Genomic DNA, 26,451 nt, shown 5'->3' on the forward strand with positions numbered 1-26,451 from the left:
TATATTTTGCCATTATTTGTTACTTGTCAAATGATTCTTTTCTGTGTAAAATATACAAGAACACACGTTCTTTTAACGAAAGGGAGGATTTAGGATGACGAGGATTCCACCAAATGATCTGGAGATGATCGAGCAGGCCATTTATTTGCCCATGTTGCTTACGGTATTACAACGTGATGTACAGTTTATAGAGAAAGCCCCTTTTAAGTTAAAAAACCCGTATATAAGACTAATTGAAAAAACAATGACAGATATCCAGAAGGATTTAGCAAAAGCGAAATATTATATGCAACAAAACAAAATCAAAGTGCAACGTTTAAAATCAGATGAGGCTTTTACGATGTATCTCTTTCTTTATAAAGGATATGAGGAACTTCATAATTATTTCAATCCTAGGTTACGTACCAAAACAGAAGAATTAATGGAGCATTATATGCTGGAGAAAAGATTTCAATCACAAACAAGGAAGGAAAACGCTTAAACGCTCCCTTCCGTTATTCTACAGGATCACTGCTTTTCTATTTATATGGTCTATAAAGTCGCTTGTTTTCCGTAACTTTCAGAATAAAAGCCTGCTTTAAATGATTGTACATTTCAATCCTGTCAAGGCTTTTTTGATATTCAATTCTCAGCGTAGCTGTCCGAGACATTTGGGAATGAAAGGAATTATTGGAAATAGGCAGCTCATATTTTTGATTATTCTCAAACTCCACAATGGTCGTTGCAGCTTTCCCTTTTTGATAAGTAATTACTAGATCATGAGCAACCCAAATGCATTGTTCATGTAGTGGTGACTTTGTTGGGAAAAAGTAAATGGGTGTGTGTGATTCTAAGAGGATAGGTGCCTTGTGGGTAATATTGGTTAATTGTCTTGTGCCATTTCGACGTCCGTTATAATCGCAGCCGTAATACCCGCAATTTCGTTTAATAATATTCAATGGCTGTTCCATTGAAAAATACGTCTCTTCCCAATCAATAATTTCTGAAATAATTTGTCCTTCCCATGCCATTGGTCTGATCATCAGGGTAAATGGATTAATGATATATTCTTCTATTAGTTCTTTTTCCATGCTTTTCCTCCTCCATGCGGGATTTAACTCACATCCCAGTATAGATCAAATGTCATAGTTTGTCAAAATAATCCAATAAGGAAAAATCCAAGATTTTACATCCGAAAATTCTTACTATTCATTGATTTTTATTTCTTAATTCGTTATAATTAAAAAAAGTGTCAGAGGTGATCAGCAATGGAAAAAAGAAAATCTTACCAAGAGCTGCTAAAAGAATATACGATGACACAGAACAAAAATAATACTCAAGAAATGCAATGGTATGTTGAATTCCTTTTAAATGACCTTTTGCAGCAAAGGCACGAACGAGAGCTTCGGGCAGCCATTGATCAAGCGCTTGATCAGAATGATAGAAAAGCCTTCAAAAGGTTATCGAAAGAATTGAACGATCTTGTTGGATATTAACTCCCCTTTTAAAGGGGATTTTTTTGTTTAAGAACAAAAGCGCAAGCCAAAAATTTTATGGTTTCCTAAAGCATAAAAAATCCTCCTTATTTTGCAAAGAGGATCTTTTTTGGACTGTTTATTCGTTTTTCAGATCATAGTCTTCAATCTTTTTAATCCGTTCTAGCATGGTCGGATGTCCATAACGGAATATTTTCACCAGATACGGAGGATTTACTTGGCTCAGTCCTGCTTTCGTCAGACTTTGGAAGGACTTGATCCCTGCCTCTTTATCCTTTGTCATTTCAATCGCGTATGTGTCTGCCCTCGACTCCTGATACCGTGATACCATATTCGTAAGCGGACTCGCTGCAAATAAAAGCACAGAGGTAATCAACAGAAAAGCTGGTAATGAACTGAGATTGCTCATTTTCTCCACTTTCCAATCCTTTGATTGTTTCGCAGTCCAGCGCTCCATAATCTTAGCTGTCAACCAAAGTCCTACCAAGGATAATAAGATATAACCGGCCATTCCGATGTAAATATGCTTTTCAACATAATGCCCCATTTCATGAGCCATGATAAATAATATCTCTTCATCACTCAACCGTTCTAATGTGGTATCCCATAGAACAATCCGAGAATTCGCCCCTATCCCTGTTACATATGCATTCAATGAATTTGTTTTCGTCGACATATCCACTTCATATACATGTTCAGCCGGGATATTCGCTTGATCCGCCATGGCCAAAATTTTGGCTTCAAGTTCTTTATCCTTCAATGGATAAAAATCATTGTATAGTGGATCAATGAGGACTGGTTGAACAAACATCATGAAAATTGAAAAGGGGATCATTAGTCCCCAAGCGGCAAGCCACCAGCGCTTTGGAAATTTTCTGATCAAAAAATATAAGACTGTAATGACAACAAACATCGTCCCATAATTCACCCAAAAATCAATCAGATTATCTTTCATCCAACTAGAAAAAGTTTGCGTGGATATATGGTAGGATTTCGAAATGGTAAAGGATAAATAACTTAATGGGAACATGATTATAAACGAAACCAAGGACAGCCAAAACAAATAAACAGCCGATCGAATAATGAAAAATTTAGAGGTATGGTTTGCCCATCGCTCAAATGTAGCCGATACCCCAAAAATCAAAATGAGAAAATAAAAAAGCCATTCATAAGGTGTTGCTAAAAAAAATAAGAAGTTGCGAATTCTAGAATAATCTTCGCTTAACATTAATTCTCGATCATTTAAAAAGGTTGCTGGGTCAACTACTGTTCCACGAAGTGCCTCCGGAATCGAAGAGTTCGCGAAAAAAAATAAATAGGCATACATCGCCACTCCGAATAAGAGATACAAAACAATGGCACGGAAAGCCCATTTTCGAATCATCATCTTTCCCCCCTTGTCCATCTCTTATTATATGTAGAATTTTTTTCTTCATTTAGAACTATGCGACTTTTTTTACGGGTATTTCGTATATATTTTTTCTCTAGAGAAAATAAGCAGATAAACTAAGAATCACAATCCTGCCCCATACAACTGCCAGCACCTTTGCTCCAAGGATTATTTAACACCTGTATACGTAAATGCTCGAATGATATGGCGCTGGGCAAAGAAGAAGATAATTAGAATAGGAATAACGAGTATGACGTTTCCCGCCATTAATATATTCCATGCAACCCCGCCATCGACTTGGCGCAATTGCGCAATTCCAACTGGAAGCGTGCGTGCAGTCTCTGTCGTCGTCATAACGAGCGGCCAGAAATAATCATTCCAATGTGTAATAAAATTAAAAAGTCCAAGTGTAATCAACGTTGGTTTGGCCATCGGTACCATAATTCTCAACATAATTTTGAACTCCGGCGTATGATCTAGCCGGGCGGCCTCTAGCAATTCTTCAGGAACCTGCTTAAATGTCTGCCTTAACATAAAGATGCCAAAAGCACTGGTAGCAAAAGGTAGAATCAGTCCCCATAATGTATCGAGAATGCCTAAGTTACTTAAATTTAAAAATACTGGTAGAAAAATAAGCTGAGCAGGGATCATCATTGTCACCATAACGATACTAAACAAGACACCTTTGAAACGAAATTCATATCTTGCAAACGCATATGCAGCGGGAATGACTGTAATGAATTGGAGAATTAAAATCCCGACAGATACTGCTATGCTATTGATAAAATATTGAAGAAATGGACCTGAGTTCCAAGCATCGGTAAAGTTTTCCCATATTAGTTGATTTGGAATCCATTTCGGGGGAAAAACCATCGTCTCTCCAAGCGTTTTTAAACTTGTAGAAACCATCCAGACAAACGGCATAGCAAAGATAGCTATGACCATTAGTAAGCAGATTATATTCCATATTTTAACAGGCATGGACATTTTCAACATAGGCATCTCCTTCTATTTTATTGATAATGAACTCTTTTCCCTAACACTTTAAAATATATTAACGTTAATACACTTAAAATAAGTAGCAAAATAACACCAGCTGCTGACGCATAGCCAATTTTAAAGAAAGCAAAGCCATTTTCATATATGTAATAAACAAGTGTATTCGTGGAATTTAGTGGTCCTCCCTTTGTAATGATGCTTATCGTTTCAAATACTTTAATGGAATCCAGAACCCCGATAATCGTTAAAAAAAATAAACTTGGCGACAGCATAGGCATGGTAATTTTGATAAATCTTTTCCATTTCGGCGTTTGGTCCAAGGCTGCCGCTTCATATAAATGTTTTGGTATACTTTGCAATCCTGCAATAATGATCAACGTATAATAGCCGATATTTTTCCAAATCGCGATCATAATCAGTGATGCCAAAGCCGTGTCTGGATTAGTTAACCAAGGGATCTTCCCAATCCCAAACAAACTCAAAAACCAGTTTAATAATCCATAGTCGGCATCCATAATCCACATCCAGAGCATCGCAATCGAAACAAGAGAGATGATATGTGGGGTAAAAACCGCTCCTTGTGCAAAACGGTACATCCTCCCTTGCTTGTTCAACCATATGGATAGGAGAAGAGCCATACTAATGGAAAATAGCACTGTGAAGAACGTATAAACGAACGTATTTCTGATAACCTGTAAAAACATTGGATCAGCTAACAATGCCTTAAAATTCTTCAGGCCAACAAATGTTTTATCCGGACTAATAAAATTCCAATCATGAAAGCTCAAATAAAACATATACACAATCGGTTGAATAAAAAACACAAGAAAAACAAGGAAGGTTGGAGCAATAAAAAGATATGGGCGCCACTTACCTGAATTCATAGGAGGACTCCTCCTTTTACCACTTCACCCAACCTTTCAAAAGGAAGCTTTTTTAAGTAAATACGGTTCCCTCGTTCATCAAAGTAGTACAATTTCTCCGCTGGAATGGTGACATGCACTTTCTCCGTATCTATTAATGGGGGAAGGTAGCTTTTCACTTGAAATTGCCCCACTTCACTATTCAATAAATATAAGGTTTCAGAGCCAAGGGTTTCCATTGTCATCACGTTACAAGAGAGATGGAGTCCAAATGTTGACAGATCCGTCATTTGAATTTTTGCATGTTCTGGACGGAAGCCAACATAAAAAATATTCTTATCGATTATTTTTCCGAGTTTTCCTTCTACCATTGCAATCGGTAGAACGTTCATCGCTGGTGTACCAATAAATTTCGCAACGAACTGATTCGCTGGATTATGATACACTTCCATTGGTGCAGCTTGCTGCATCATTTGTCCTTTATTTAAAATAACAATTTCATCCCCCATGGACATGGCTTCCATTTGATCATGAGTAACATAAATAAATGTCGTTCCTAATCGTTTGTGTAATTGTATTAACTCCGTCCGCATCTGTCCCCGTAACTTAGCATCTAAATTGGATAAAGGCTCATCAAAAATAAATACATTTGGCTTTTTCACCATCGCCCGTGCTAAAGCAACACGTTGACGTTGACCACCCGATAAGTTTTGCGGTTTCTTATCCAAATAATCCGTAAGGTCCACCGTCTCCGCAATTTCCTCTACCATCTTCTTTCGTTCAGCTTTTGGTATTTTCATATTTTCCAAACCAAATTCAATATTTCCACGTACCGTCATGGTTGGGTACAATGCATAGTTTTGAAAAACCATGGAGACTCCTCTTTTACCGGGTGCCACATCATTAACAAGCTGATTGCCGATCCAAACTTCACCATCTGTTACTTCCTCAAGTCCAGCAATGATTCTTAATGTCGTTGATTTTCCACAACCAGATGGACCAACTAAAACGGTAAAAGAACCGTCTTGAATTTCCAAGTTCATATTTTCAATTACCTTGTTATGATCCCCATACGCTTTGGATACGTTTTTCAATTGTATTTTAGCCATGATCAAACTCCTTAGCTTAAAAATTTATCTCGAATGAACTCACAGTAAGACCCCTCTGAATGAAGTTTCACTTTTACTCCTATGAACGTGATATGTCACGTTCATAGGTGCGAAAATCATTTATTGAATTGCACTTGTGGCACGTTCTACAGCTTGATCCAGTACATCTTGTGCATCAAGGCTTGTATCGAGCATTAATCGTTGAATTTCTTCGATGAGAATCTTTTGCACTTCAGGATATCCCTTAATCATTGGACGTGCATTCCCATATTGTAATTGATCTACTGCTACTTTAAATTGTGGTTTTTCTTTATACAGCTCCTGCATTGTCTCCGATTCTCCGGCGGAAAGTCTGCTTGGTAAATAGCCGGTATATGCACTAGAGTAAGCGGCTTGTTCTGGAGCAGTCATAAATTTAATGAATTCCCATGCAGCTTGTTGTTTTTCCTCCTCTAATCCAGCAATCATGACAAAGTTCGCTCCGCCAGTTGGTACTTTGCGCTCCTTATTTTCTGGGAACATGATCGTTTCTAATTCATAGCCGTTTTCTTCCGCTAATTGCAACATTAATGTTAGGTCAGCAGTAGAAGAGAAAAACATTCCAGTCCGACCATTAGCAAAATCCTGTCTTGCCATATCAGCTGCTTGTTGTGGTTCCCCACCCGGAACTCGCATCGTTCCATTTATCACCATTTCCTTCCACAGATTTAGTGCTTCTACCCCACCTGCTTCATGAAACGCCATTTCGCCATCTTTATTGATCATTTCTCCACCTGCTTGGGCAACAAATGCCTCATAGAACCAAATATCCACAGGCATCGAAATACCAATATGTTTGTCATCTGTCAATTTTTCAGCTGTTTCTTTGAAGTCTTCCCATGTTTGAATGGATTGTGGATCTATTCCTTTTTCGTCAAAAAGTGTTTTATTTATATATACAATAGGGGTACTTCTTAAGTAGGGAAGCCCATATAATTTTTCATCTACATAAGAGTTCCCCATTAATCCTGGGTTAAAGTCATCCATATTAATTCCTTTCGGATCTTGCTCTACAAAAGGAGTTAATTCTTGTGTCATCCCACTTTTTGCAAATGTTTCAATATAAGAAATTTCGTTCATTGTTACATCTGGTGGGTTTTTAGCTGCAAATGCTGCCTGTATTTTCGAATGTAATTCATCATAGTTACCTTGAAATTCTGCCGTAACATGGATTTCATCTTGCATTTCGTTGAATTGTTTGACGAGATTTTCATTATTTTCCCCAATTTTATCTCCCCAGGCATACCAGTATGTAAGTTCAATTGGACCATCTTTATCAGATTTAGCTTTTGAACTAGCAGCCTTCCCATTTCCACATGCTGCTAAAGTGAGGACAATCATTGTAAGTAGTACCAAATAAGAGAACCTTCTCATGTTCATCCCTCCAATTTTTCTTCTTCCAATCTAGTTATCTATTAATAGAAATAGCTCATCATGAAACTAACTATATCTAACTTGTTTGATTACCTTTTCTCGATTTGATGTGGTACCAATCCCGTATGGATTGAATTGGAAGTGATGAATAGCCGACCCAATCATTTGGCTTTGTTTTTTTAATTCCGGATTTCCTACATTTATTGCTTTAATCGAAATTTCGTCTTGATTTATTTCCAATATACGAATGCTTGGATCATCAAGAATAGAACCAGCTTGAATATAGGTCCAATTATCAATTGTTTCGATCGAATCGATATGGTTATGCCCATTCACATACATTCCATTTCCTCTCTTCTTACGTAAAATATCCTGGATTGGGACTTCAGGTACGATAGAGAGGTATGGAAAATTTGATCTTGCCGTCGTATTGTAAACCGGATGATGAGCAAAGATAAGAACAAGTTTTTCCCCACTTTGTATGATTTGCTCTTCTAGCCACGCTAATTGGTCATCGCTTAAGTAACCACTGTAGTCTTCATCATTATGGTCGCGTGCTGTTTCTAAGAAGATAAGATGAGCTAGGTCGGTTTCCATGGAAATATTCTGTTCGATATCGGAAATGTTTAAAACTTCTTCACGAGGAATACCGTATAAATCATGATTACCAAGGGTATGAATAAAGTTTTTATGATACTTGCGAATAATTTGATAAACTTCGCGCAATTCATCTTCCATTCCAAAGTTGGTCAAATCCCCGATAGAAACATAATAATCTGCCTCAATTTCAAAGAAAGAATGGATAAAACTCGTGTAAAATTTATCCCTTGCTTCCTTAACATCCTTCCTTTGACCAATCATTGATGGATAATGTAAATCACCAATTAACGCAATCCTCATAACAATCATCTCCTTATTCTTATTTATCTACATCATAACCTTTGAATATTAATCGAAAGTGAAGGCAGTGTAAAAGATGCGTAAAATGAGCTTACAGCATTGTTTAAAGTGCAAAAAGTATATACAACACTAGAATACAAGCTGTAGTTTTGAAAATAACAAAATTCAAAACTGCAGTTCCCTTTTTAAAAAGGGATTTTGGAAGGGGTATTAAGTTCGCCTTTTTTAAAAGAAAGCATAAAAAAATTGGCGTGGTATACATCACGCCAATTTACACCTTCATTCAAATGCCCTTAAGGGGTTATTTCTTTATCACGATAAGACAGGACAATCGATTAATAAAGCAATTCCATAATTTCATTCTGAGTCACATTTCCAAAGTAATGTGGGATATCCATTTGTTCTAAGGCACGGGCAATTTCGGAGCGCTCATAGCGAATTCCTGTTAATCTTTTTTCAATCTCTTCAACATCCCCAACGCCAAAGAAGTCGCCGAATATTTTACATTGGGTAATTTGACCTTTTTGAACATTTAAGCGAAACTCAATTAACCCGACCGGAAAACGATGAGAAAACTGTAAATTAAACTCCGGTGATTTCCCGTAATTCCAATCCCAATTTTGGTATCGCTCTTTAGAAATTTGGTGAATTTTATCCCAATCCGCTGCCGTTAATGTATATTCTGGAATAGGAGAAACATCTTCGAAAATATTACGCAATAATATGTCCTTAAATTCTTCGGTCGAAATCCTTTCTCCCATAAACTCCGAAATATTGGCAACCCTACTGCGAATCGATTTAATTCCTTTTGATTCAATTTTATCTTTTCTCACTTTAAGGGCTGAAACAACATTTTCAATTTCGGAATCAAACATTAAGGTGCCATGGCTAAACATTCTTCCACGAGTAGAAAATTGAGCGTTTCCCGAAATTTTCCGTTCCCCTACGACAAGGTCATTCCGTCCCTTCATCTCCGCTTGAACGCCTAACTTCTTCAGTGCCTTGACCACGGGTTCGGTGAACTTTTTAAAATTCAAGAAACTGTCGCCTTCATCCTTTGTAATAAAGCTAAAGTTTAAATTTCCAAGATCATGATAGACCGCCCCGCCCCCAGACAACCTGCGGACAACATGAATACCGTTTTTCTCCACATAATCAGTATTGATCTCCTCAATCGTATTTTGATTCTTCCCGATAATGATTGAAGGCTCATTAATATAAAACAACAAATAATCTTGATTAATATCCAAATGTTTCAACGCATACTCTTCTATCGCTAAATTGATACGGGGATCTGTGATACCCTGATTATCAATAAATAACATCATAAAAAAACCTCCACATTTAAATTGTTATTTTTAATCCAGATAAAGCTAAGGTGATTTCTCCCGCATACTCTTCCTTTGCCTCAGAAACTAATTGTTCATGGTCCCCAAAATGGGGTAAATGGGTCAGAACTAAATTCTTTATATTAGCTGCTTTAGCTAATTGTCCCGCTTGATCACTGGTCATATGATTAACCGCTGACTTTTTCATGTCCTTATAATAATTCGATTCGCATAATAACAAATCAGCCTCACGAGCAAAAGCCACTAAATCAGAAAAATAGGCGGTATCCGCTGTATAAACAAGCGTCCTTCCTCCTGCTGTTAGTCGCATGGCATAACAAGGAACCGGGTGAAGCGTCTTGATAAATTCAATCTGAAATGGACCAATATGTATCGATTCATCCCCTTTATAGGAAATCCCCGTTGTTACATTTTTATACGTTAAAGCTGCAAAACCCGCTTGATCTTCTTGATGACCATAAATAGGTAAATTTCCGGAAAATCCTTCTGTATATTTTCCAATCAATAAAGCATGCTGTAAGACCCCAATATCTGCCACATGATCAGGATGATAATGCGAAAGAATGACCGCATGTAATTCCGTTGGTTTTACATAATATTGTAACTGTGATAATACAGCACTCCCACAGTCAATCAAAAGCTTAAATCCTTCATGCTCCAGCAAATAACCTGTACTGGCCTCCCCCACTTTCGGAAAACCACCCCAATGTCCGATCACAGTTAATTCCACGGCTCACCAACTCCTTATTATGAAAGGTTGTCGATCAAATTAACTATACTTTATTTTAACGATTTTTTCATGTTTTTAAATTATTGTTGACAAATCCTCAACTGTTATAATACAATAAATCAAACATAAAGCAGTACTACAACAAGCGAAGGGAGAAAAGAAAAATGATTCAAAGCATCGTAGAATTTTTTAAAGACTTGCCTCCAAAAAAATGTGCTGAATGTGGTGAGCCAATCGAAGAACAGCATGAATGTTATGGAAATTTATGTGATCAATGCAATTCAGTCGGGTAAAAAAACCGCCTTCCGTGAAGCCTATTCACAGAAGGCGGTTTTTCTTAAAAGGTAAGAAAGCATAAAAATTGGCTAATGTTTGGATCTAGCTCCAGCGCCTAGCCCCTCGAGGTCAAATAACCCTGAACCTATGAAGGGAAAGATCGCCCTTCCTAGGTTCAGGAACATTTGCTTGTCGGGGCTGAACAAGGCGCTTGCGCTTTTCTTATTTTCCTGTAATGCCTTGTCGTTCACAAAAAAGCGGATTTCATGATCCTTTTCTACATTATTATATGAATAATTCTTTCGCTGACTTGGAAAAGGTGTATAGTCAAATTGAAAATATTCCTCTACTCCATCTTCGGTTTTCCGTTTTTTCTTATAGATATTCATAAAAAGTTCTCGTTTTTTCTCTTGCTTTAACCGTCCATACGGAAAATTAGAATCATAGGCATACAATCGAATCAGATTGGGATCAAATTCATCATACTCCATTTTATAAATATTGACGGCGTGCCCCCCTGAACCCTTGTGCAAAGAAGCATATAAGGTTTTTCCGTTTGCTAAAGCATCTTCCACTTGATCCAAAATTGTGATATTCGAAGAATCATAGGGTTTTGTCTTATAATTAATTACTTCATTGGCGTAGATCCACTGTGTTTCCAGCATTTTCACAAGCGTTCGATCCGGCTCATCAATTTTACTCGGATCGATAACGAAATCATCAATATAGGTCTCTTTTCCAATATAAGAAATATCCTCATCAGTGAAACGATAACCGTAAAGATAACCATCATTCAAAAAAGTGTATGAGTCCCAGTGCGGTTCCAAATTATAAGATAAAGATTTATATTCTTTACTCCCTAAATGCTCACGTAACCATGATTTAACTGTTTCTGGTTTATAGCTCAGTTCCTTCTCGATCTCTTCATGATTAAACACACGTTCAATCACACGCACGATTCCCGCACAAATTCCACCATTCCCAAGCGGTGTCAGCATATTGCCGAATCGGAACGCATTTTCATTCGAAAGAAAGCCAGTATCAATGACTTTAGCAGAGTATACCTCTTCTTGATTAAATTCATCATCAAAAATCCAAGGCATTGAGTATTTTTTTACATAATCAGGGGTTCCCATGACGGTCCCATAGTCAAGAAGGGCGCGGGCCAACCAATTATTATCTGTCTCGTCTAGCGGCTGAAAAACTTTATCCAATAAAGCATATACACCATCTAAGAAAGCAGCGGAAATCGGCCCAATCGTTCCAGTCGATAACTCTGTAACTCCATATTCCTCATCCTCATATTTATCTTCCACAAATTGATCACTATCACGCCAGGCACGCTTAAAGATAAACACTTTATGGTCGTAACCTGCGATCGCTCGACTAAATTGAAACCCGGACACACGGAAATAATAATACTTTTCAATTCTTTCATATGTATCAGGATCAAGGATATAGACTGGAAATGAATCATTAATCGTTGCAAAAATGGCATCATTTTTCAAATATTGTTTTTTAATTTCAACAAAATCTTCCTTATCAAAGTCAAAATAAAAAGCTTTTAATTTCTTTTTATTTTTCACTCCTTCCGGAAGCTTCAATTCTACTTCCCCTGTATAATTAAAAAATTGCACAGGTTCTCGAACGGGTTGGTAAATCTCTTTAAGCTCGGATTGATGATACGGTTCCATATAGGTGTAATATTTTGCATTTAAATCATTTGTATGAATGGCTGCATCTAGATTTTCATCTACAATGTTAAATTTCTCAATTGAATCCTTATCAATCGGCTTTGTGGGGTCTAATCCTTCTTTTATTTTTGCTAAATCACTTATTCCGTCATCAGCGGTTGAAAACTTTTTCGGATCCGTATGATACGTATGGATGGCATCCCAGTCTGATATCCCATTCCCCGATGTATCTGCGACATACGGATTTAAACCGGCATCCACTTTTTCTCGAATTGTCATTTTTTGATCGCCAATTTTTTCATCCCCATGTAACTCAACCATCATATCGGTTGAAATCGTTGGATCCTCTGGTAAAGCTTTTAAATATTTTCCTAGTTTATAATCTTGGTATTTATGATAGCCCCAAATTCCTGCAACAATCAGTAAGGAACAGGCTATAAATACAGTAAATAAGATGAAAATGATTTTTCCCATTACTCGTAAAAACTTCTTCACCGTAAAACCTCCTAAAACAATTCCGCTTTCAACATCGAGCTGTAATAAACACCGTTCAGTATACGCCATCAAAGAAGCATAATCGATTGTTTCGGGAAAATTGGGGTAAAAAGAACGACATTTCTTTTTCTCATCCTGCATGGTCTAGGAAAAAAGATTTAGTGGTTAGATCAAACTTCACTCCAGTGTCTCCTACAAGGAATATCTCTACTTTCTCTCCCATATGATTTTATAGAATTCAATTTAGAATGGAGCGATGTTCGTGGCCAATGTGGATCAACTCATTACAAAAGAAATGCTTGTACGTTTTCATGAGCTAAACCAGAAGAAAAAAGCAATTGAACAACAGCTAGGTGAACTAAAAAAGGTATTTAATCAATATTTTGATCTATCCGTTGGACAGTACGAAAAAGGGGAAATAACGATAGAGGAGTATAAATTACAGAGGCAAATTCGTACAGCGGAAAAATATGAGCAGGAAGAAACCGTCAAAAGACTAGAATCCCTACATCTCAACGAACTTATTCAAAAAAAGCCCGATGAGAAAAAAATAAAATCAGCTTTAGATTTAGGACTATTGAGTGAGACAGACTTGGAGGGCTGTCGAAAGGTGAATAAATTGAATGTTGTATTAGTGAAGCCATTAACTGAATCAAAATTCACTTCCTTCTAGGTAACCGGCTTTCCCACTTCCACGTGATTTCGAGCTTATATACCGGTTTTGTGTTACATGTTTTCCAATTTATCACCATTTTGGGCTTATAAAACAAGACTATGGGACCCATTTCTCGATTTGTCACCGTTTTGGGCTCATAAAACAGGCCTATGCGACCTATTTTTCGATTTGGTACCAATTTGGGCTCATAAAACAAGGCTATGCGACCTATTTTTCGATTTGGCACCGTTTTAGGCTCATAGAACATGGCTATGCGACCTATTTTTCGATTTGACATCACTTTAGGCTCATAAAACAAGCCTATGCGACCTATTTTTCGATTTGGCACCATTTTGGGCTCATAGAACATGGCTATGCGACCTATTTTTCGATTTGGCGCCATTTTGGGCTCATAGAACATGGCTATGCGACCTATTTTTCGATTTGGCACCAATTTGGGCTCATAGAACATGGCTATGCGACCTATTTTTCGATTTGACATCATTTTGGGCTCATAGAACATGGCTATGGGACCTATTTTTCGATTTGGCACCACTTTGGGCTCATAGAACAAGGCTATGCGACCTATTTTTCGATTTGGCATCATTTTGGGCTCATAGAACATGCCTATGCGACCTATTTTTCGATTTGGCATCATTTTGGGCTCATAGAACATGGCTATGCGACCTATTTTTCGATTTGACATCATTTTAGGCTCATAAAACAAGCCTATGCGACCTATTTTTCGATTTGGCACCGTTTTGGGCTCATAGAACAAGCCTATGCGACCTATTTTTCGATTTGGCATCATTTTGGGCTCATAGAACATGGCTATGCGACCTATTTTTCGATCGATCACTTTGTCCATATTTCGATGATATGTGTTGATTACACGATTAAATATATTAGTAAGGCGGATATCTTTTGCATATTTGCTAAGGTACATGACCCGATTAACATAAGCCGTTTTTCGCGAGGGATTGAGATTATTCATATACAAATCGTAATAACATTTATTCTTTTTCTTTCCGATGATAAGACTCGGTATCAGTGGCAAAGCGACAAACCAAAGCACATTTATATCAATGGCAACAATGGTTGTTAGTAAGAGAATAACCGTAATCAACGTACCGATATATTGAGCCACTGTTTGCGCTAAAATGATCGCTCTATTTTGTGCCTCCTCCAAGGTGAGGATGTATTGATCATAGAATTTAGGATCATCATATTTCTCTATATCAAGCTCCACCGCATGCTGATAAACATTTCTCGTAAAGTACTTTTGAATCGCAGCGTTATCATACATTAAAAACACATCTGTAAACCATGATTGAAAAAATAAAGCAATACAAGTTATGATCGCAATCACGCCTATAAAAATAGCGATATACATAAAGGAAGATCCATCCTGTAAAGCGTTTATAATACTTCCGAATAAAATAACATAGATAAGGGTTTGAATGACACCTTTTGAAGTGTAAAACAAACTTTCTAAAAGCAATCTCCATTTTGAAGCTTTAACTAGTAATTTTATCATATACATATTATTGCTAATGACATCTTTTACACTGTTATTTTTCACCAAATATCTCACCCTTTATTACGGACTAATTTTTATAATATTTCTTTTATTATCAATAAATAGCGTATCTTTTCCCACTTCATGTTAAAATAAGAAAATAAAATGGATGAAAAATTAGTTTTATCTGGATAGCTACTCTACTGTTCTTAGAGGTGATTTATATGTGGAAATGGATTTTACTTATTATTGTACCATTCTTGACCCTGGTTATTGTGGAAGAAGTGATAAGTTATATCGTACGCCGCCTGACGGGTCCAAAACAAGATAAAATGAAAAAGCTTAAGACGAATATAATGAAAGAAACACAAAGCAAGAAACAGCAGAGGCGAGGCTTATAATCCAGTTCATTCTTTCATCACTCTGTACCCTTAAAAATGGTAGATCCCCTTCCTTTCTCCCATTGTTTATGGTCATTTTGCCATTTTTCCACGATATTTCCCCTTCTTTTCCTATAAATTTACTTATACTCTTATTCTTCGTGAGACGAAAAATACCTTACTTTTTGCCATTTGTGAAAAGGCTGGGGCAGCAATAAGTGAACAGTTTCTGAACAGATTGCAGAAATACCCAACCGCTTTACCATTTTGGGTATAATGATGGTAGATTAGGAATGGTCGGAGGTTTTCTTATGAAAAAAAATGTATTTTTACTTTTATTATTTTGTTTATTCGTCATTACTGGTTGTTCAGCTAAGGAAGGACGCCCTTTAGCAGATTTCCAATATACTGATCAAGACGGACAAGCGTTAGGGCTTAAGGATCTGAAAGGGAAAGTATGGGTCGCTAATATGGTCTTCACAAATTGTACAACCGTATGTCCCACCTTAACCGCCAATATGAGTGATCTTCAACGGCAAGTCGAGGATGCGGGATTGGATGATGTGCATTTTGTCTCCTTTAGTGTTGATCCGGAGGTGGACTCCCCAGAGGCTTTAAAAAAATATGCTGAATCCTTTGCGGCCAATTTCTCAACTTGGCATTTCTTAACTGGATATACACAAAAAGAGATAGAAGATTATGCCTTGAAAAATTTCAAAGAATGGGTCGTCAAACCTGAAGATGATGACCAGGTCATCCACGGTACAAAATTTTTTCTGATTAATAAAAAAGGCGAAGTGATCAGTGATTATCCTGGAAATGAAGATGTCCCCTATAAACAAATACTGAAAGATATTAAGTCAGCTCGCAAACATTAAAAGCCAAGCAAAGAACACTGAATTTTGTTCTTTGCTTGGCTTTTGTTTTTCCTAGGGTTTTTGATTTTCTCGAGCAAAATAATCAATCATTTGCTCGGCCGCCATTTTTCCCTGACGAATGCAATCAGGAAGACCGAGACCACCGAAAGAACTGCCAGTGAAAAATACTCCAGGGAATTCTCCGGTTAACTTATTTGTCATTTCCTTTACTCGTTGGGAATGACCAACTGTATATTGCGGAAAGGCTTCTGTCCATCTTGTCACGATGGAGAAGTCTGGATTTGCCGATAGATTGATGGCTCTCTTTAAATCTTCTAAAACGATCGCCGCAATCTCCATATCGGATAATTCCACAACTGTTGCGTCCCAATTACGACCAACATAACAACGAAGCAGTGCCTTCCCTTTTGGAGCTGTGTGCGGCCATTTTTTATGGGTCCATGTGCAGGCTGTAATGGTATAGTCACTATGCCTAGATACGACAAAGCCAGTGCCATCCTCTATCTGAATCTCTTCTTCCTTAAACCCCATCACAACGGTTGCCACTGTGGTAGAAGGCATTTGGGTATATTCCCTTATATTGTGCTTATCTGGAAATAATTCGACCATCTTTGGATGAGGAAGAGCGAGGATCACACCGTCTGCTCTAATCGATTCACGGTAGTTTAATTTCAACTCATAATGCGCGTTTGTCGTTTTATTTAGTTCCCTAACAGCCGAACCTTTTAAAATTGTCGCGTCTGCAAGTTGCGCTTCGATTCTCTCGACTAGTGACTGTAATCCACTTTTAAGTGTAAGGAAAACCCCTTGATTTTGATTAGTGACCGTAGTTGCCGTGGGGCTTTTAGACATTTTCTTTAATCCACGAATCAGACTGCGATGCTCCAATTCTGCTTGATAAAATTGTGGGAAAGTAGACATAAGGCTTAATTGGTCCATATCTCCAATATAAATGCCAGATACAAGGGGTTCCACTAAATTCTCCGCTACTTCATCTCCCAATCTTCTTCGAATAAAATGACCGATCGATTGATCTTCTTGTTTTTTGGAGCGTGGCAAAATATAATCACAAGCTGCTCTTACTTTTCCTTGCACGGAAAAAAGTCCGGTTTTCAAAAACGGTCCTAGTTTCGTGGGGATCCCCATCACCGCTCCAATCGGCATAGGGTATATTTGATCCTTTACTAAAATATGAATTTTATCTGCCGTATTTCTCACCAAATCTGACTCTAAGCCTACATCATGTACAAGCTGTTTAGCACTTGTCTTTCGTTCCAAAAAGGAATCAGGCCCTTTCTCAATTACAAATCCATCCCGATATTCTGTTTGTATTTTTCCACCTAATTGATGACTTGCTTCAATTAGTGTCAGTTCAAATGGCAATTGGTGTTGTCGGATCGCTTTGTTCAAATAAAAAGCAGCCGTTAAGCCGGTGATGCCTCCACCGACTACAACCACCTTTTTCTTCTGTTGATTCATACATCCATCGCCTACTTTAGTTTTCCAAGATGCTTGAGCACAGCAGTAGCCAGCACATCCATAAATTCAGGCTGAGCATCTGGCATTGCTGGACGGTAATATGTAGCACCGATCTCGTCTGTCACCATTTTACACTCGACATCATTATCATAAAGAACCTCTAAGTGGGTGGAGACAAACCCTACTGGGACATAGACAAAGGCTTTAAAACCCTTTTGCTCGTATAGCTCCCGTGTTAAATCCTGTACATCGGGACCAAGCCACGGATCTGGTGTGTTTCCTTCACTTTGCCAACCAACATAATAGGTTGCAACCTCTGCTGCCTCTGCAATCAATTTAGCTGTCTCCTCAAGCTGTTGTGGGTAAGGATCACTCAATTCCAAAATCTTCTCTGGAAGGCTATGTGCGGACACAATTAAACAGGCTGACTCTCGTTCTTCCTCGCCCATTTGCTCATAGATCTCCTTCACTTCTTTTGCCCAGAACTGAATAAATTTAGGTTCCTCATACCAGCTCTCAATGGACGTAATTGTCGGTCCACCACATTTTTCGGCCGCTTCTTTCGCTCTATTGTTATAGGACTGCACACTGAAAGTAGAAAAATGAGGCGCAAGCACGATCGATACAGCCTCTTCTATCCCATCCTTATGCATTTTTTCCACGGCATCTTCGATGAAAGGCTCAATATGTTTTAGACCAATATAGACTTTAAATTCAATCTCATCCTGAAGTTGATTCAAATGATCTTGTAGACCATAGGCTTGTTGTTCAGTAATTTTCGCTAAAGGAGAAATCCCACCAATTGCTTGATAACGATTTTTTAAATCTTCTAACGCCTCTTTGGCAGGAGCTCTCCCATGACGGATATGTGTATAATAACGTTCGATATCCTTCTCATGATAAGGAGTTCCATATGCCATTACTAATAAACCCATTTTTTTCTTACTCATTTTCTTCACTCCTGATTATTCCTAATTTGCACTGTATTCATGAACAAAGGTCGTTAATCTTTTCAATACATCGGGATTAACCTCTGGAAAAACACCATGACCAAGATTAAAGATTAAGCCAGGTTGTTGCATCCCTTGATCAAGGATGTCTTTCGCCTTTGCTTCAATCGTTGGCCAATCAGCGATCAACACAGCTGGATCAAGATTTCCTTGTACAACCTTTGTAACACCTAATTTTCTTGCCTCTGCAATCGGCAAACGCCAGTCTAATCCAACAACATCAAGGGGGAGATCATTCCATTCCAATACGAGATGACTGGCTCCGACACCGTGCATGATTAAGGGAACCTTCTCTTTTTTCATTTCTGTAAATATTTTCTCCATTGTCGGTTTAATATAGGATTGATAATCCGTTCGGCTTAAGGCCCCTACCCATGAATCAAAAATCTGCAAGGCACTGGCACCCGCTCGTACTTGAGCCTTTAGATAGCGGATTGTCATATCGGCAAGCTTATCCATCAATAGGAACCAAGCTTCTGGCTCTCGATACATGAATGCTTTTGTTTGATGATAATTTTTAGAAGGCCCACCTTCAATCATATAACTAGCCAAAGTGAAAGGAGCACCTGCAAATCCGATTAAAGGAACCGTTAATTGCTCTTCTGTTAAAAGCTTAATCGTGTCTAAAACGTAGGGAATATCCGTTTCTGGATCTAGCTCTCCTAGCTTCTCCACATCAGATTTCGCCCCAATCGTTTGGTCAATGACAGGTCCAATTCCGCTTTTTATTTCAACATCGACTCCTATAGCGGGGAGGGGTGTCATAATATCTTTATAAAGAATGGCAGCATCGACTTGGTACATATCAACAGGTAGCTTTGTCACATAGGCACATAATTCTGGTTGATGGGTAATCTCAAATAAAGAATATTTCTCTTTTAATTTTCGATATTCAGCCTGGGAACGGCCGGCTTGACGCATATACCATACAGGGATATGATCTGTTCGCTCTCCTCTTGCCGCTCTTAAAAATGTATCATTGCTTATTTTTGTCATGGATCTTCCAATCCACCTTTCAATATCAGTATGTTTTTTAAAACATATTATAATTTACAAGTTATTGTCATAACTATAGTATTTTTGGCAAGCAAAGTATAGCAAATCGGGATCTCTGTCATAAATTTGTCCTTTTTACCGTTGCTTTTTATTCCTATTTTAGCCATAAATCTATCCAAACAGTGCTGGTTTGATTATCCCAACTATGGGTAAAATACTATCAGAGAGAAATAACGTTTATAATATAGCAAGGGGTGATGAAAATGTATATGTACATAACGGCTGGAACCTATCGATTTTTAAAAAAAATAGAGGAAAACCATCCTTCTGAAAAAATGCTTCTATTGCAAAATATGCGAACAACAGAATTATGGCATGAAACGGAAAAACGGTCCGTTTTCCAATCGCCGAGAAAATATGACTGCATAGATTCATTAGGGGAATTGGCTAAAGTGGGATATGTAGCCTGCCATTACGTTCCAGTAAGGGACGAGAACAAACCATTATTTGAATATAATTTTGACGATAAATTAGCGCTCTTAAAAGGGGAAACAGGCTTGTTAGCCGCAAGAATATTACGCCCCTTATCAAGTGATGTGTATATCATCATGACAATGTGGGAAAGCGAAAAAAATTATGTACGTTGGCAAGGTTCACCAACCTTCCAAAAATTCCAAGTTCATCAACATTTGGGTGACGTCTTTTCAAGTGCCCCCCATACGTATACGTTTACGGTAGCGGAAGAAGAAGTAGAGGAAGAACAGGATCAATGATGATGCTACCCGAAAAGCTCTTAATTCTTTTCGGGTTAAGTCTTTTCTATAAGTACGTGTGCAAAAGGAGGATAAAAAGGGCCAAGAAGTTTTAGAAAAATACTGCTATAATAGACTCAAAATACTTTGAGTCAGGTGCGTGGTGTAGATGAAAAAACAATTATTTAATCAATTGGAACAAAACTACGACGAGATGGTTGAAATCAGGAGATACCTTCATCAACATCCTGAGCTATCGTTTCAAGAAAAACAGACTGCGGCCTATATTGCAAAATATTATCAGGCATTAGGGGTAACGGATGTTCGTACAAATGTGGGAGGAAATGGAATTGTGGCGAAAATAAGGGGCGGAAAACCAGGTAAAACCGTTGCCTTAAGAGCGGATTTTGACGCTCTTCCTATTCAAGAAGAAACCGGCCTTCCCTTTCAATCCAAGGTACCCGGTGTCATGCACGCCTGTGGACATGATGGCCATACTGCCACTCTTCTTGTACTGGCAAAAATTCTCTTCGAAATGAAGGAAGAGCTTGCGGGTGTTTATGTTTTAATCCATCAGCATGCCGAGGAAGTTTCCCCGGGTGGCGCCAAACCCATGATTGAAGATGGTTGCTTAGACGAAGTGGATGTTATTTTCGGCACTCATTTATGGGTGACGGTTCCCTATGGAACAATCCGTTATCGAAAAGGACCAATCATGGCGGCAGCCGACCGTTTTGAGATTCAAATAAAAGGCTATGGGGGTCATGGCGCCCAACCGCATAAAACAAAGGACTCGATTGTGATTGGCTCCCAATTAGTGATGAATTTACAGCAAATTGTCAGCAGAAAAGTGAATCCGATTGAGTCAGCGGTTCTTTCCGTAGGCTATTTTCTAGCAGAGAATTCCTTTAATGTAATTGCCGACCAGGTAACACTTGGAGGAACTGTTCGAACTTTTAACCCTGAGGTCCAAGAGATGATAGAAAAAGAAATTGGCAGGATTGTAGAAGGTACATGTCTTGCAGCCAATTGTGACTATGAATTTCATTATCATCGAGGATATCCGGCCGTTGTCAATCATGATGCGGAGACAGATTTTCTTGCTCAATGTGCCAAGGAAATCCCTGAAATAAAAACCATCGAAGAATCTATACCCGAAATGGCCGGAGAGGATTTCGCTTATTATTTGGAGAATGTGAAAGGAACGTTCTTCTTTACAGGTGCCAAGCCAGATTCAGTGAAAACTGCATATCCCCACCATCACCCGAAATTTGATATAAATGAAAAGGCGATGCTTGCTGCTGCAAAAACTCTCGGTCTTGCCGCATTAAAGGCAACGGGTTCTGTTTCCAGCTAATCAGTGGAAAAGCTCTGTGGTCCGTTGCCACAGAGCTTTCCTTTTCAACCTTTCACGGAAAAAATAAGAGTTTCTTGATTCTTTTCGGAGCATACATTTTAGAAAACAGGATTGAAAATAAAATGGAAACACCAGCGACAATTGCTCCTTGCAGAATGTCTCCCCCTATCCATGCACAAACACCGAAAAAAAGCGCTTGGATGAGTAAAATTTTAAACAGTAATTGTAAAAACACGCGGCTTTTTTGGCTCTTGTCAATTGGATAAAGACTTGTCCAAATTTTCAGCTCATATCTCCGTAACAGTGGAAAAAGTTGAAACCCTGTTAAATATAAGAATAATAAAGAAATGGCGAGAGATAAATACAAACTGCCGCTAAACAAAATAATAAGCGCTGAAATAAGCGATAATCGTACAATCAAACCTGAGTATTCACTTGTTCTAACAAGAGCGCGGGCATATAAAAAACGAAATGTTTGCTCATGGCCATAAGGGATCGAAGAAAAGACTGAATCAAGCCAGCTCCTTCTTTTTACCCGTCCTTTTAAATGGGGAACATCTGTAAACATATTCGCTGCATGATAAAAAGCCTGCATTCTTGCTTGTTCCTTTTCAATCAACAGCTCCCATTTTATTCCTTTATTTTTAGCTGCTTCCCTTATATAGACCGTAAAGGCCGCTAAAATAAATAGCACGGCACCGATAAACCAAAAAGAGGCAGCTTCTAATATAAAATAAAGCAGGAGTCCACTAATTGTAAAACGAATCAGCCAGTCATACCAGAGCGAGTAAGGGGCCGTTATCTTTAACATCCACCAATGGATCAGCAAATTCCAATATTTTAATAAAACAGTGATGATAAGCAAATAAAAAAACCACTTATAGCCTTTCCCTGTTACCTGAACAAACATCGGCATACAGACCGCAAGCACAAGCAAAATAAGATAGGCCTGTGTTAGAAAGCTTAGCCATCTTCCTTTTTTAAAAAATGGTTGCATTTTCGTCTCAAGAGGCAGTAAAAATACAAGATCCGCTTCTTTCAATAACGTAGAAATGGGGCTCGCGGATAAGATTACAGCCAAAAGGATCGCCATGATGATGGCCACTGGAAAAGAGGAATCAAGGGTTTTTACCCATTGTGAATAATAATAAATGGCCGCTCCTCCACCAAAAATCAAGACAAACAATAAGTGATCATTAAACATATATTTCATATATTTCTGCAGTTCTTTTATATAGTCTCGGACTCTTTCTTTCCACAGCTCATCCATTGTTTTCATCGATCTCTTCCTTTGTCAATTGCACGTAGATATCATCAAGGTTTGCATCCTTCATCGAAAATTCCTCACGTAAATCTCGGAGCGTTCCCTTGGCTCGGATTTTCCCATCGTGCAAAATAATGAAACTGTCACAATACCGCTCAGCTGTTGCTAATATATGGGTTGACATTAAAATCCCAGCTCCCCCATTCTTCATTTTACCCATTAACTCTAAAAGGGATTGAATTCCGAGTGGATCAAGCCCAACAAAGGGTTCATCAATGATATATAAAGAAGGTTCATTCAAAAAGGCGCACATAATCATGACTTTTTGTTTCATCCCTTTCGAAAAATGAGCTGGAAACCACTTCAGCTTCTTATCCAGCCGAAATTCCTTTAATAAGGGGTCAACCCGCTCTTTATATACTTCCTCAGGAACCCCATAAGCCATGGCGGTCAGTTTTAAATGCTCTTCTAATGTTAATTCCTCATATAGGATTGGGGTTTCAGGAACAAAAGAAAACTGTTTTCGATATTCCTCCGGTTTTTCCTTTAGTGATAATCCATTAATGGTGATTGCTCCTGAGCGTTCTTCCATTAAGCCAATGATATGTTTAATGGTTGTACTTTTTCCGGCTCCATTTAATCCGATCAATCCTACGATCTGACCAGCTTCCACTTGAAAAGAAATATCTTTTATGACCGGCCGCTTCGTATATCCGCCCGTGACATTTTTTACATCTAGTAAAGGCATTTACCCTCGTCCTCTCTCTCATTTCTCTCTGTCATTAGTGTACCAAATTATTTCATATGTTGCCGATTTTTCTTTTCCTTAGCAAAATCCTGCTTTATTTTCAAAAATCTTTTTTGGATCCTTTTACCAGTATGATCAAACGAAAATCAGGCTACTATAATGAATGAAGGGGCGGGAAACAAGCTGAAATAGTCGAAAGACCAAAAACAGCATTGGAAAGTAAGTAGCGATGAACATTGATCATGAAGATTGGATAAATCAAACTTGCTTGACAAGGGAGATGATTCCGTTGGGCATGGTAGTGGAAAATCGGGAAAATCTTTTTATTAAGTTGTTTCTGTAAAAGGAAATAACTTACAAAGAGAATCTTTCCTAAAACCCGTTAACCCCTTCACCGTGCAAGGTTTCTTAGAGACCTTGCACGTTTTTAATTTTAATCTCACCCCAACCTTATATTGCTGAACTTCGGGAAGGGATTGCTGAACTTTGGGTGGGAATTGCTGAACTTCGAGAGGGAATTGCTGAACTTTGGGTGGGGATTGCTGAACTTTGGGTGGGGATTGCTGAACTTCGGGTGGGAATTGCTGAACTTCGAGAGGGGATTGCTGAACTTTGGGTGGGAATTGCTGAACTTCGGGAGGGAACTACTGAACTTCGGGTGTCTATGGCGGAACTGTGCGCCGCCTTTAGTTTATGTTAAAATGAATATAAAAATTGGAAGGTGACACAAATGAGTGATTGTATTTTTTGTAAGATTATCAATGGAGAGCTTCCTTCAGCAAAGGTATTTGAAAATGATGATGTCCTTGCTTTCCTTGATTTAAGCCAGGTAACAAAAGGGCATACACTTGTTATTCCAAAATTACATAATGAAACGATTTTTGATTTAGATGCTGATACGGCCAAGAAATTATTTGCTGTCGTTCCAGCTATTGCTAGAGCCATACAGTCCGAATTTCAGCCAAAGGGACTCAATATCATCAATAATAATGGGTCTTTTGCGGGACAAGAAGTTTTTCATTATCATTTACATCTTATCCCTCGCTATAATGAAACAGATGGCATTCGCACCAAATATATAAGCCATCAAGCGGACTATGACCAAGAAGACTTAAAACAAATCGCATCCGCTATCAACCAAGCTGTTCAAATCTGACTCTGTACAACGGGGGGTTTTTGTGTTTTTAACATCTTCCCTTAGATCCTGCCATATGATAAAATATTCCTAACCTTTCGCTGGCGGCAAAAGTGCACGTCAGGAGAGAAAGCATAGTTTAGTTGAGAAGAGGAGAGTACAAATGAATACAAAAACGCTCGTGTTTTTATCCGTGCTGCTTGGAATTGGGACGGTGCTTCATCTAATTATGCCTGAACCTTGGACCATTAAACCTGATATGATGCTGGCCATGATGTTCCTCGGGATTGCCTTATTTCCCGATAGGAAAAATGTCCTGCTTTTGGGAATCGCAACAGGGCTTTTGACCGCATTAACAACAGGTTTTCCTATGGGTCAAATTCCAAATATCATTGATAAACCGATCACAGCCTTTGTCTTCTATGGCTTGTTTCTTTTACTTAGCAAAAAGGTATCGAAGCTACTTTCTCTTACCATTCTTACGGTTGTTTGTACACTAGTATCGGGTATTCTATTCCTTGGTTCTGCCTATATTCTATTTGGATTGCCAGGGCCATTTATTGTCTTATTTGGATCAGCGGTCCTACCTGCAATGGCGCTTAATGCTATTATACTGTTTATCCTATACCCGTTTGTTACAACAATATTGAAGAGAACGAATTTCGCTTCCACCACCACTATGTAAAAGAGCGTTAAACCTAGTATAATCCACTTGTTATACTAGGTTTTTTATTTTGCCAAAATAGCAAATAGGATCCCAATACACAAAAAACAGACCCCTGCTCCTCCAGCCACAACAATCCGCTCCTTCACAACTCTTTTGGGCGGAAAGATTCCTGGTCGCACATACATTGTCAGTTGATGTGCCATTATAAAAAGCAGAATGAGTCCCAAGGTGATAAATACCACTTTCATTAATGTCATTTCTGCCCACCCCATCCCTTAGCATCCACTATCTATTCAGATCAAACCTTACTTCTTCTTTATAATCTATGCTTTAATATGAATAAGCATGAGTGAAATAGGGTAAAGAATAATGCAGGATTTTTTAAAAGTATGGAGAACATATAAGAATAAGATTAGAATAATTTTGAGGTGATCCAAATGAACGGAAAAGCAATTGTGACTGGGATTTTAATTGGCGGAGTCGTTGGGGCAGCGACAGCATTACTTACAGCACCCAGTTCAGGAAGAGAATTACGTGATCAGGTTAAAGAATCAAAGAATGAATGGCTGAAAATGGCTACGGAATTAAAAGAAGATGTCATGGATATTAAGGATTCTGTTTCAAAGGTATCCAAGGAAGGGAAAGAAGTGATCAAAGAACTGGCGGCAGATGTAAAAGTGGCCGTGGAAGAATGGCAAAAAAATGTGGAACCCAATAAAAAGGTTTTACAAGAAGAAATGAAAGAAATTCAAAAAACAATTGCACAGCTTGAGGAAAAATTAAAGGAAAATCAATCATAACCTAAACAATTTGTAAAGGATTTCCATTTTATTATGGAAATCCTTCATATTTTTTACTATATTTTTTGGCATTTAAAGATTTTGTGAATTTACATCTTTATTAATCTTTACTTTATTG

The 26,451-nt window shown here is 38.1% G+C and carries 29 protein-coding genes; 12 read left to right on the plus strand and 17 right to left on the minus strand.

Annotated elements, in window-relative coordinates; translation table 11 throughout:
- The first annotated feature begins 94 nt into the window (after positions 1 to 94).
- A complete protein-coding gene (locus MUB24_RS05555; RefSeq protein WP_244702177.1) occupies positions 95 to 481 on the plus strand; it encodes a YhjD family protein in 387 nt (128 codons plus the stop codon).
- Between the two features lie 37 nt (positions 482 to 518).
- Here the strand turns inward: MUB24_RS05555 and MUB24_RS05560 are convergent, their stop codons facing one another.
- Positions 519 to 1,070: a competence protein ComK gene (locus MUB24_RS05560; protein WP_244702179.1), complete on the minus strand. Its 552-nt coding sequence runs from the start codon at positions 1,068 to 1,070 to the stop codon at positions 519 to 521.
- Positions 1,071 to 1,247: 177 nt separating this feature from the next.
- Here MUB24_RS05560 and MUB24_RS05565 point away from each other — a divergent pair, with 177 nt between their 5' ends.
- Entirely contained in the window at positions 1,248 to 1,475 is a 228-nt protein-coding gene (locus MUB24_RS05565) for an IDEAL domain-containing protein (RefSeq protein WP_244702180.1), read from the plus strand.
- Between the two features lie 118 nt (positions 1,476 to 1,593).
- Here the strand turns inward: MUB24_RS05565 and MUB24_RS05570 are convergent, their stop codons facing one another.
- The 8 genes from MUB24_RS05570 to MUB24_RS05605 form a co-directional block, all read right to left on the minus strand.
- The gene (locus MUB24_RS05570; protein WP_244702182.1) at positions 1,594 to 2,859 is read right to left on the minus strand and encodes a M48 family metallopeptidase; all 1,266 of its coding nucleotides are present in this window, start codon (positions 2,857 to 2,859) and stop codon (positions 1,594 to 1,596) included.
- Between the two features lie 174 nt (positions 2,860 to 3,033).
- On the minus strand, positions 3,034 to 3,852 hold the full coding sequence (locus tag MUB24_RS05575) for a carbohydrate ABC transporter permease (RefSeq protein WP_396426698.1): 819 nt from the start codon (positions 3,850 to 3,852) through the stop codon (positions 3,034 to 3,036).
- Between the two features lie 26 nt (positions 3,853 to 3,878).
- Complete coding sequence (locus MUB24_RS05580; RefSeq protein ID WP_244702186.1) at positions 3,879 to 4,748, minus strand: carbohydrate ABC transporter permease; 870 nt, start codon at positions 4,746 to 4,748, stop codon at positions 3,879 to 3,881.
- On the minus strand, positions 4,745 to 5,836 hold the full coding sequence (locus MUB24_RS05585) for an ABC transporter ATP-binding protein (protein ID WP_244702188.1): 1,092 nt from the start codon (positions 5,834 to 5,836) through the stop codon (positions 4,745 to 4,747). Before MUB24_RS05585 ends, MUB24_RS05580 begins: the two co-directional genes overlap by 4 nt.
- Positions 5,837 to 5,956: 120 nt before the next feature.
- The gene (locus MUB24_RS05590) at positions 5,957 to 7,249 is read right to left on the minus strand and encodes an ABC transporter substrate-binding protein (RefSeq protein ID WP_244702190.1); all 1,293 of its coding nucleotides are present in this window, start codon (positions 7,247 to 7,249) and stop codon (positions 5,957 to 5,959) included.
- Positions 7,250 to 7,315: 66 nt separating this feature from the next.
- Complete coding sequence (locus MUB24_RS05595; RefSeq protein ID WP_244702192.1) at positions 7,316 to 8,149, minus strand: metallophosphoesterase family protein; 834 nt, start codon at positions 8,147 to 8,149, stop codon at positions 7,316 to 7,318.
- Positions 8,150 to 8,484: 335 nt separating this feature from the next.
- Positions 8,485 to 9,474, minus strand: a complete 990-nt coding sequence (lplA, locus tag MUB24_RS05600; RefSeq protein WP_244702422.1) for a lipoate--protein ligase — start codon at positions 9,472 to 9,474, stop codon at positions 8,485 to 8,487.
- A 19-nt stretch (positions 9,475 to 9,493) separates the two neighbouring features.
- Positions 9,494 to 10,228, minus strand: a complete 735-nt coding sequence (locus MUB24_RS05605) for an MBL fold metallo-hydrolase (protein ID WP_244702194.1) — start codon at positions 10,226 to 10,228, stop codon at positions 9,494 to 9,496.
- A gap of 164 nt (positions 10,229 to 10,392) precedes the next feature.
- Here MUB24_RS05605 and yhfH point away from each other — a divergent pair, with 164 nt between their 5' ends.
- Positions 10,393 to 10,521 carry a protein YhfH gene (gene yhfH, locus MUB24_RS05610; RefSeq protein ID WP_244702196.1) on the plus strand — a complete coding sequence of 43 codons (129 nt, stop codon included), beginning with the start codon at positions 10,393 to 10,395 and terminating at the stop codon, positions 10,519 to 10,521.
- Positions 10,522 to 10,593: 72 nt separating this feature from the next.
- Here yhfH and MUB24_RS05615 read toward each other — a convergent pair whose 3' ends face one another.
- Positions 10,594 to 12,693, minus strand: a complete 2,100-nt coding sequence (locus MUB24_RS05615; RefSeq protein WP_244702198.1) for a hypothetical protein — start codon at positions 12,691 to 12,693, stop codon at positions 10,594 to 10,596.
- A gap of 262 nt (positions 12,694 to 12,955) precedes the next feature.
- On the opposite strand from MUB24_RS05615, the gene MUB24_RS05620 reads away from it, so the two are divergent.
- The gene (locus MUB24_RS05620) at positions 12,956 to 13,366 is read left to right on the plus strand and encodes a hypothetical protein (RefSeq protein ID WP_396426697.1); all 411 of its coding nucleotides are present in this window, start codon (positions 12,956 to 12,958) and stop codon (positions 13,364 to 13,366) included.
- Here the strand turns inward: MUB24_RS05620 and MUB24_RS05625 are convergent.
- On the minus strand, positions 13,353 to 14,930 hold the full coding sequence (locus MUB24_RS05625) for a hypothetical protein (RefSeq protein ID WP_244702201.1): 1,578 nt from the start codon (positions 14,928 to 14,930) through the stop codon (positions 13,353 to 13,355). The two genes, MUB24_RS05620 and MUB24_RS05625, sit on opposite strands and share 14 nt — an antisense overlap.
- A gap of 161 nt (positions 14,931 to 15,091) precedes the next feature.
- Here MUB24_RS05625 and MUB24_RS05630 point away from each other — a divergent pair, with 161 nt between their 5' ends.
- Together MUB24_RS05630 and MUB24_RS05635 are read left to right on the plus strand one after the other, a co-directional pair.
- Positions 15,092 to 15,268 carry a hypothetical protein gene (locus tag MUB24_RS05630; protein WP_244702203.1) on the plus strand — a complete coding sequence of 59 codons (177 nt, stop codon included), beginning with the start codon at positions 15,092 to 15,094 and terminating at the stop codon, positions 15,266 to 15,268.
- Positions 15,269 to 15,558: 290 nt separating this feature from the next.
- Positions 15,559 to 16,125: an SCO family protein gene (locus MUB24_RS05635; protein ID WP_244702205.1), complete on the plus strand. Its 567-nt coding sequence runs from the start codon at positions 15,559 to 15,561 to the stop codon at positions 16,123 to 16,125.
- A 51-nt stretch (positions 16,126 to 16,176) separates the two neighbouring features.
- Here the strand turns inward: MUB24_RS05635 and hemY are convergent, their stop codons facing one another.
- From hemY to hemE, 3 genes are read right to left on the minus strand one after another with little or no spacing between them, the layout of a single operon-like run.
- On the minus strand, positions 16,177 to 17,604 hold the full coding sequence (hemY, locus tag MUB24_RS05640) for a protoporphyrinogen oxidase (protein WP_244702207.1): 1,428 nt from the start codon (positions 17,602 to 17,604) through the stop codon (positions 16,177 to 16,179).
- An 11-nt stretch (positions 17,605 to 17,615) separates the two neighbouring features.
- Positions 17,616 to 18,554 (minus strand): ferrochelatase, encoded by a 939-nt coding sequence (hemH, locus tag MUB24_RS05645; protein ID WP_244702209.1) that lies wholly within the window; start codon positions 18,552 to 18,554, stop codon positions 17,616 to 17,618.
- 21 nt (positions 18,555 to 18,575) lie between these two features.
- Positions 18,576 to 19,610 (minus strand): uroporphyrinogen decarboxylase, encoded by a 1,035-nt coding sequence (gene hemE, locus MUB24_RS05650; RefSeq protein ID WP_244702211.1) that lies wholly within the window; start codon positions 19,608 to 19,610, stop codon positions 18,576 to 18,578.
- Positions 19,611 to 19,873: 263 nt separating this feature from the next.
- On the opposite strand from hemE, the gene MUB24_RS05655 reads away from it, so the two are divergent.
- Together MUB24_RS05655 and MUB24_RS05660 are read left to right on the plus strand one after the other, a co-directional pair.
- Complete coding sequence (locus tag MUB24_RS05655; RefSeq protein ID WP_244702213.1) at positions 19,874 to 20,383, plus strand: antibiotic biosynthesis monooxygenase family protein; 510 nt, start codon at positions 19,874 to 19,876, stop codon at positions 20,381 to 20,383.
- A gap of 148 nt (positions 20,384 to 20,531) precedes the next feature.
- Entirely contained in the window at positions 20,532 to 21,719 is a 1,188-nt protein-coding gene (locus tag MUB24_RS05660; protein ID WP_244702215.1) for a M20 family metallopeptidase, read from the plus strand.
- Between the two features lie 52 nt (positions 21,720 to 21,771).
- On the opposite strand, the gene MUB24_RS05665 is transcribed toward MUB24_RS05660, so the two are convergent.
- Complete coding sequence (locus tag MUB24_RS05665; RefSeq protein WP_244702217.1) at positions 21,772 to 22,998, minus strand: ABC transporter permease; 1,227 nt, start codon at positions 22,996 to 22,998, stop codon at positions 21,772 to 21,774.
- Complete coding sequence (locus tag MUB24_RS05670; RefSeq protein ID WP_244702219.1) at positions 22,982 to 23,731, minus strand: ABC transporter ATP-binding protein; 750 nt, start codon at positions 23,729 to 23,731, stop codon at positions 22,982 to 22,984. Before MUB24_RS05670 ends, MUB24_RS05665 begins: the two co-directional genes overlap by 17 nt.
- Before the next feature lie 490 nt (positions 23,732 to 24,221).
- Here MUB24_RS05670 and MUB24_RS05675 point away from each other — a divergent pair, with 490 nt between their 5' ends.
- The 3 genes from MUB24_RS05675 (at position 24,222) to MUB24_RS05685 (ending at position 25,551) form a co-directional block, all read left to right on the plus strand.
- A complete protein-coding gene (locus MUB24_RS05675) occupies positions 24,222 to 24,431 on the plus strand; it encodes a hypothetical protein (RefSeq protein WP_244702221.1) in 210 nt (69 codons plus the stop codon).
- Positions 24,432 to 24,461: 30 nt separating this feature from the next.
- The gene (locus tag MUB24_RS05680; protein ID WP_244702223.1) at positions 24,462 to 24,887 is read left to right on the plus strand and encodes an HIT family protein; all 426 of its coding nucleotides are present in this window, start codon (positions 24,462 to 24,464) and stop codon (positions 24,885 to 24,887) included.
- Positions 24,888 to 25,029: 142 nt separating this feature from the next.
- Positions 25,030 to 25,551, plus strand: coding sequence for a tryptophan transporter (locus MUB24_RS05685; RefSeq protein ID WP_244702225.1), 522 nt, complete (start codon positions 25,030 to 25,032; stop codon positions 25,549 to 25,551).
- 44 nt (positions 25,552 to 25,595) lie between these two features.
- Here the strand turns inward: MUB24_RS05685 and yhzF are convergent, their stop codons facing one another.
- Positions 25,596 to 25,805: a membrane protein YhzF gene (yhzF, locus tag MUB24_RS05690; protein ID WP_244702227.1), complete on the minus strand. Its 210-nt coding sequence runs from the start codon at positions 25,803 to 25,805 to the stop codon at positions 25,596 to 25,598.
- A gap of 165 nt (positions 25,806 to 25,970) precedes the next feature.
- On the opposite strand from yhzF, the gene MUB24_RS05695 reads away from it, so the two are divergent.
- Positions 25,971 to 26,333, plus strand: a complete 363-nt coding sequence (locus tag MUB24_RS05695; RefSeq protein WP_244702228.1) for a YtxH domain-containing protein — start codon at positions 25,971 to 25,973, stop codon at positions 26,331 to 26,333.
- Positions 26,334 to 26,451: the final 118 nt, after the last annotated feature.

This window comes from Lederbergia sp. NSJ-179, assembly GCF_022867885.1.
Classification (GTDB): Bacteria; Bacillota; Bacilli; order Bacillales; family Bacillaceae_C; genus Lederbergia.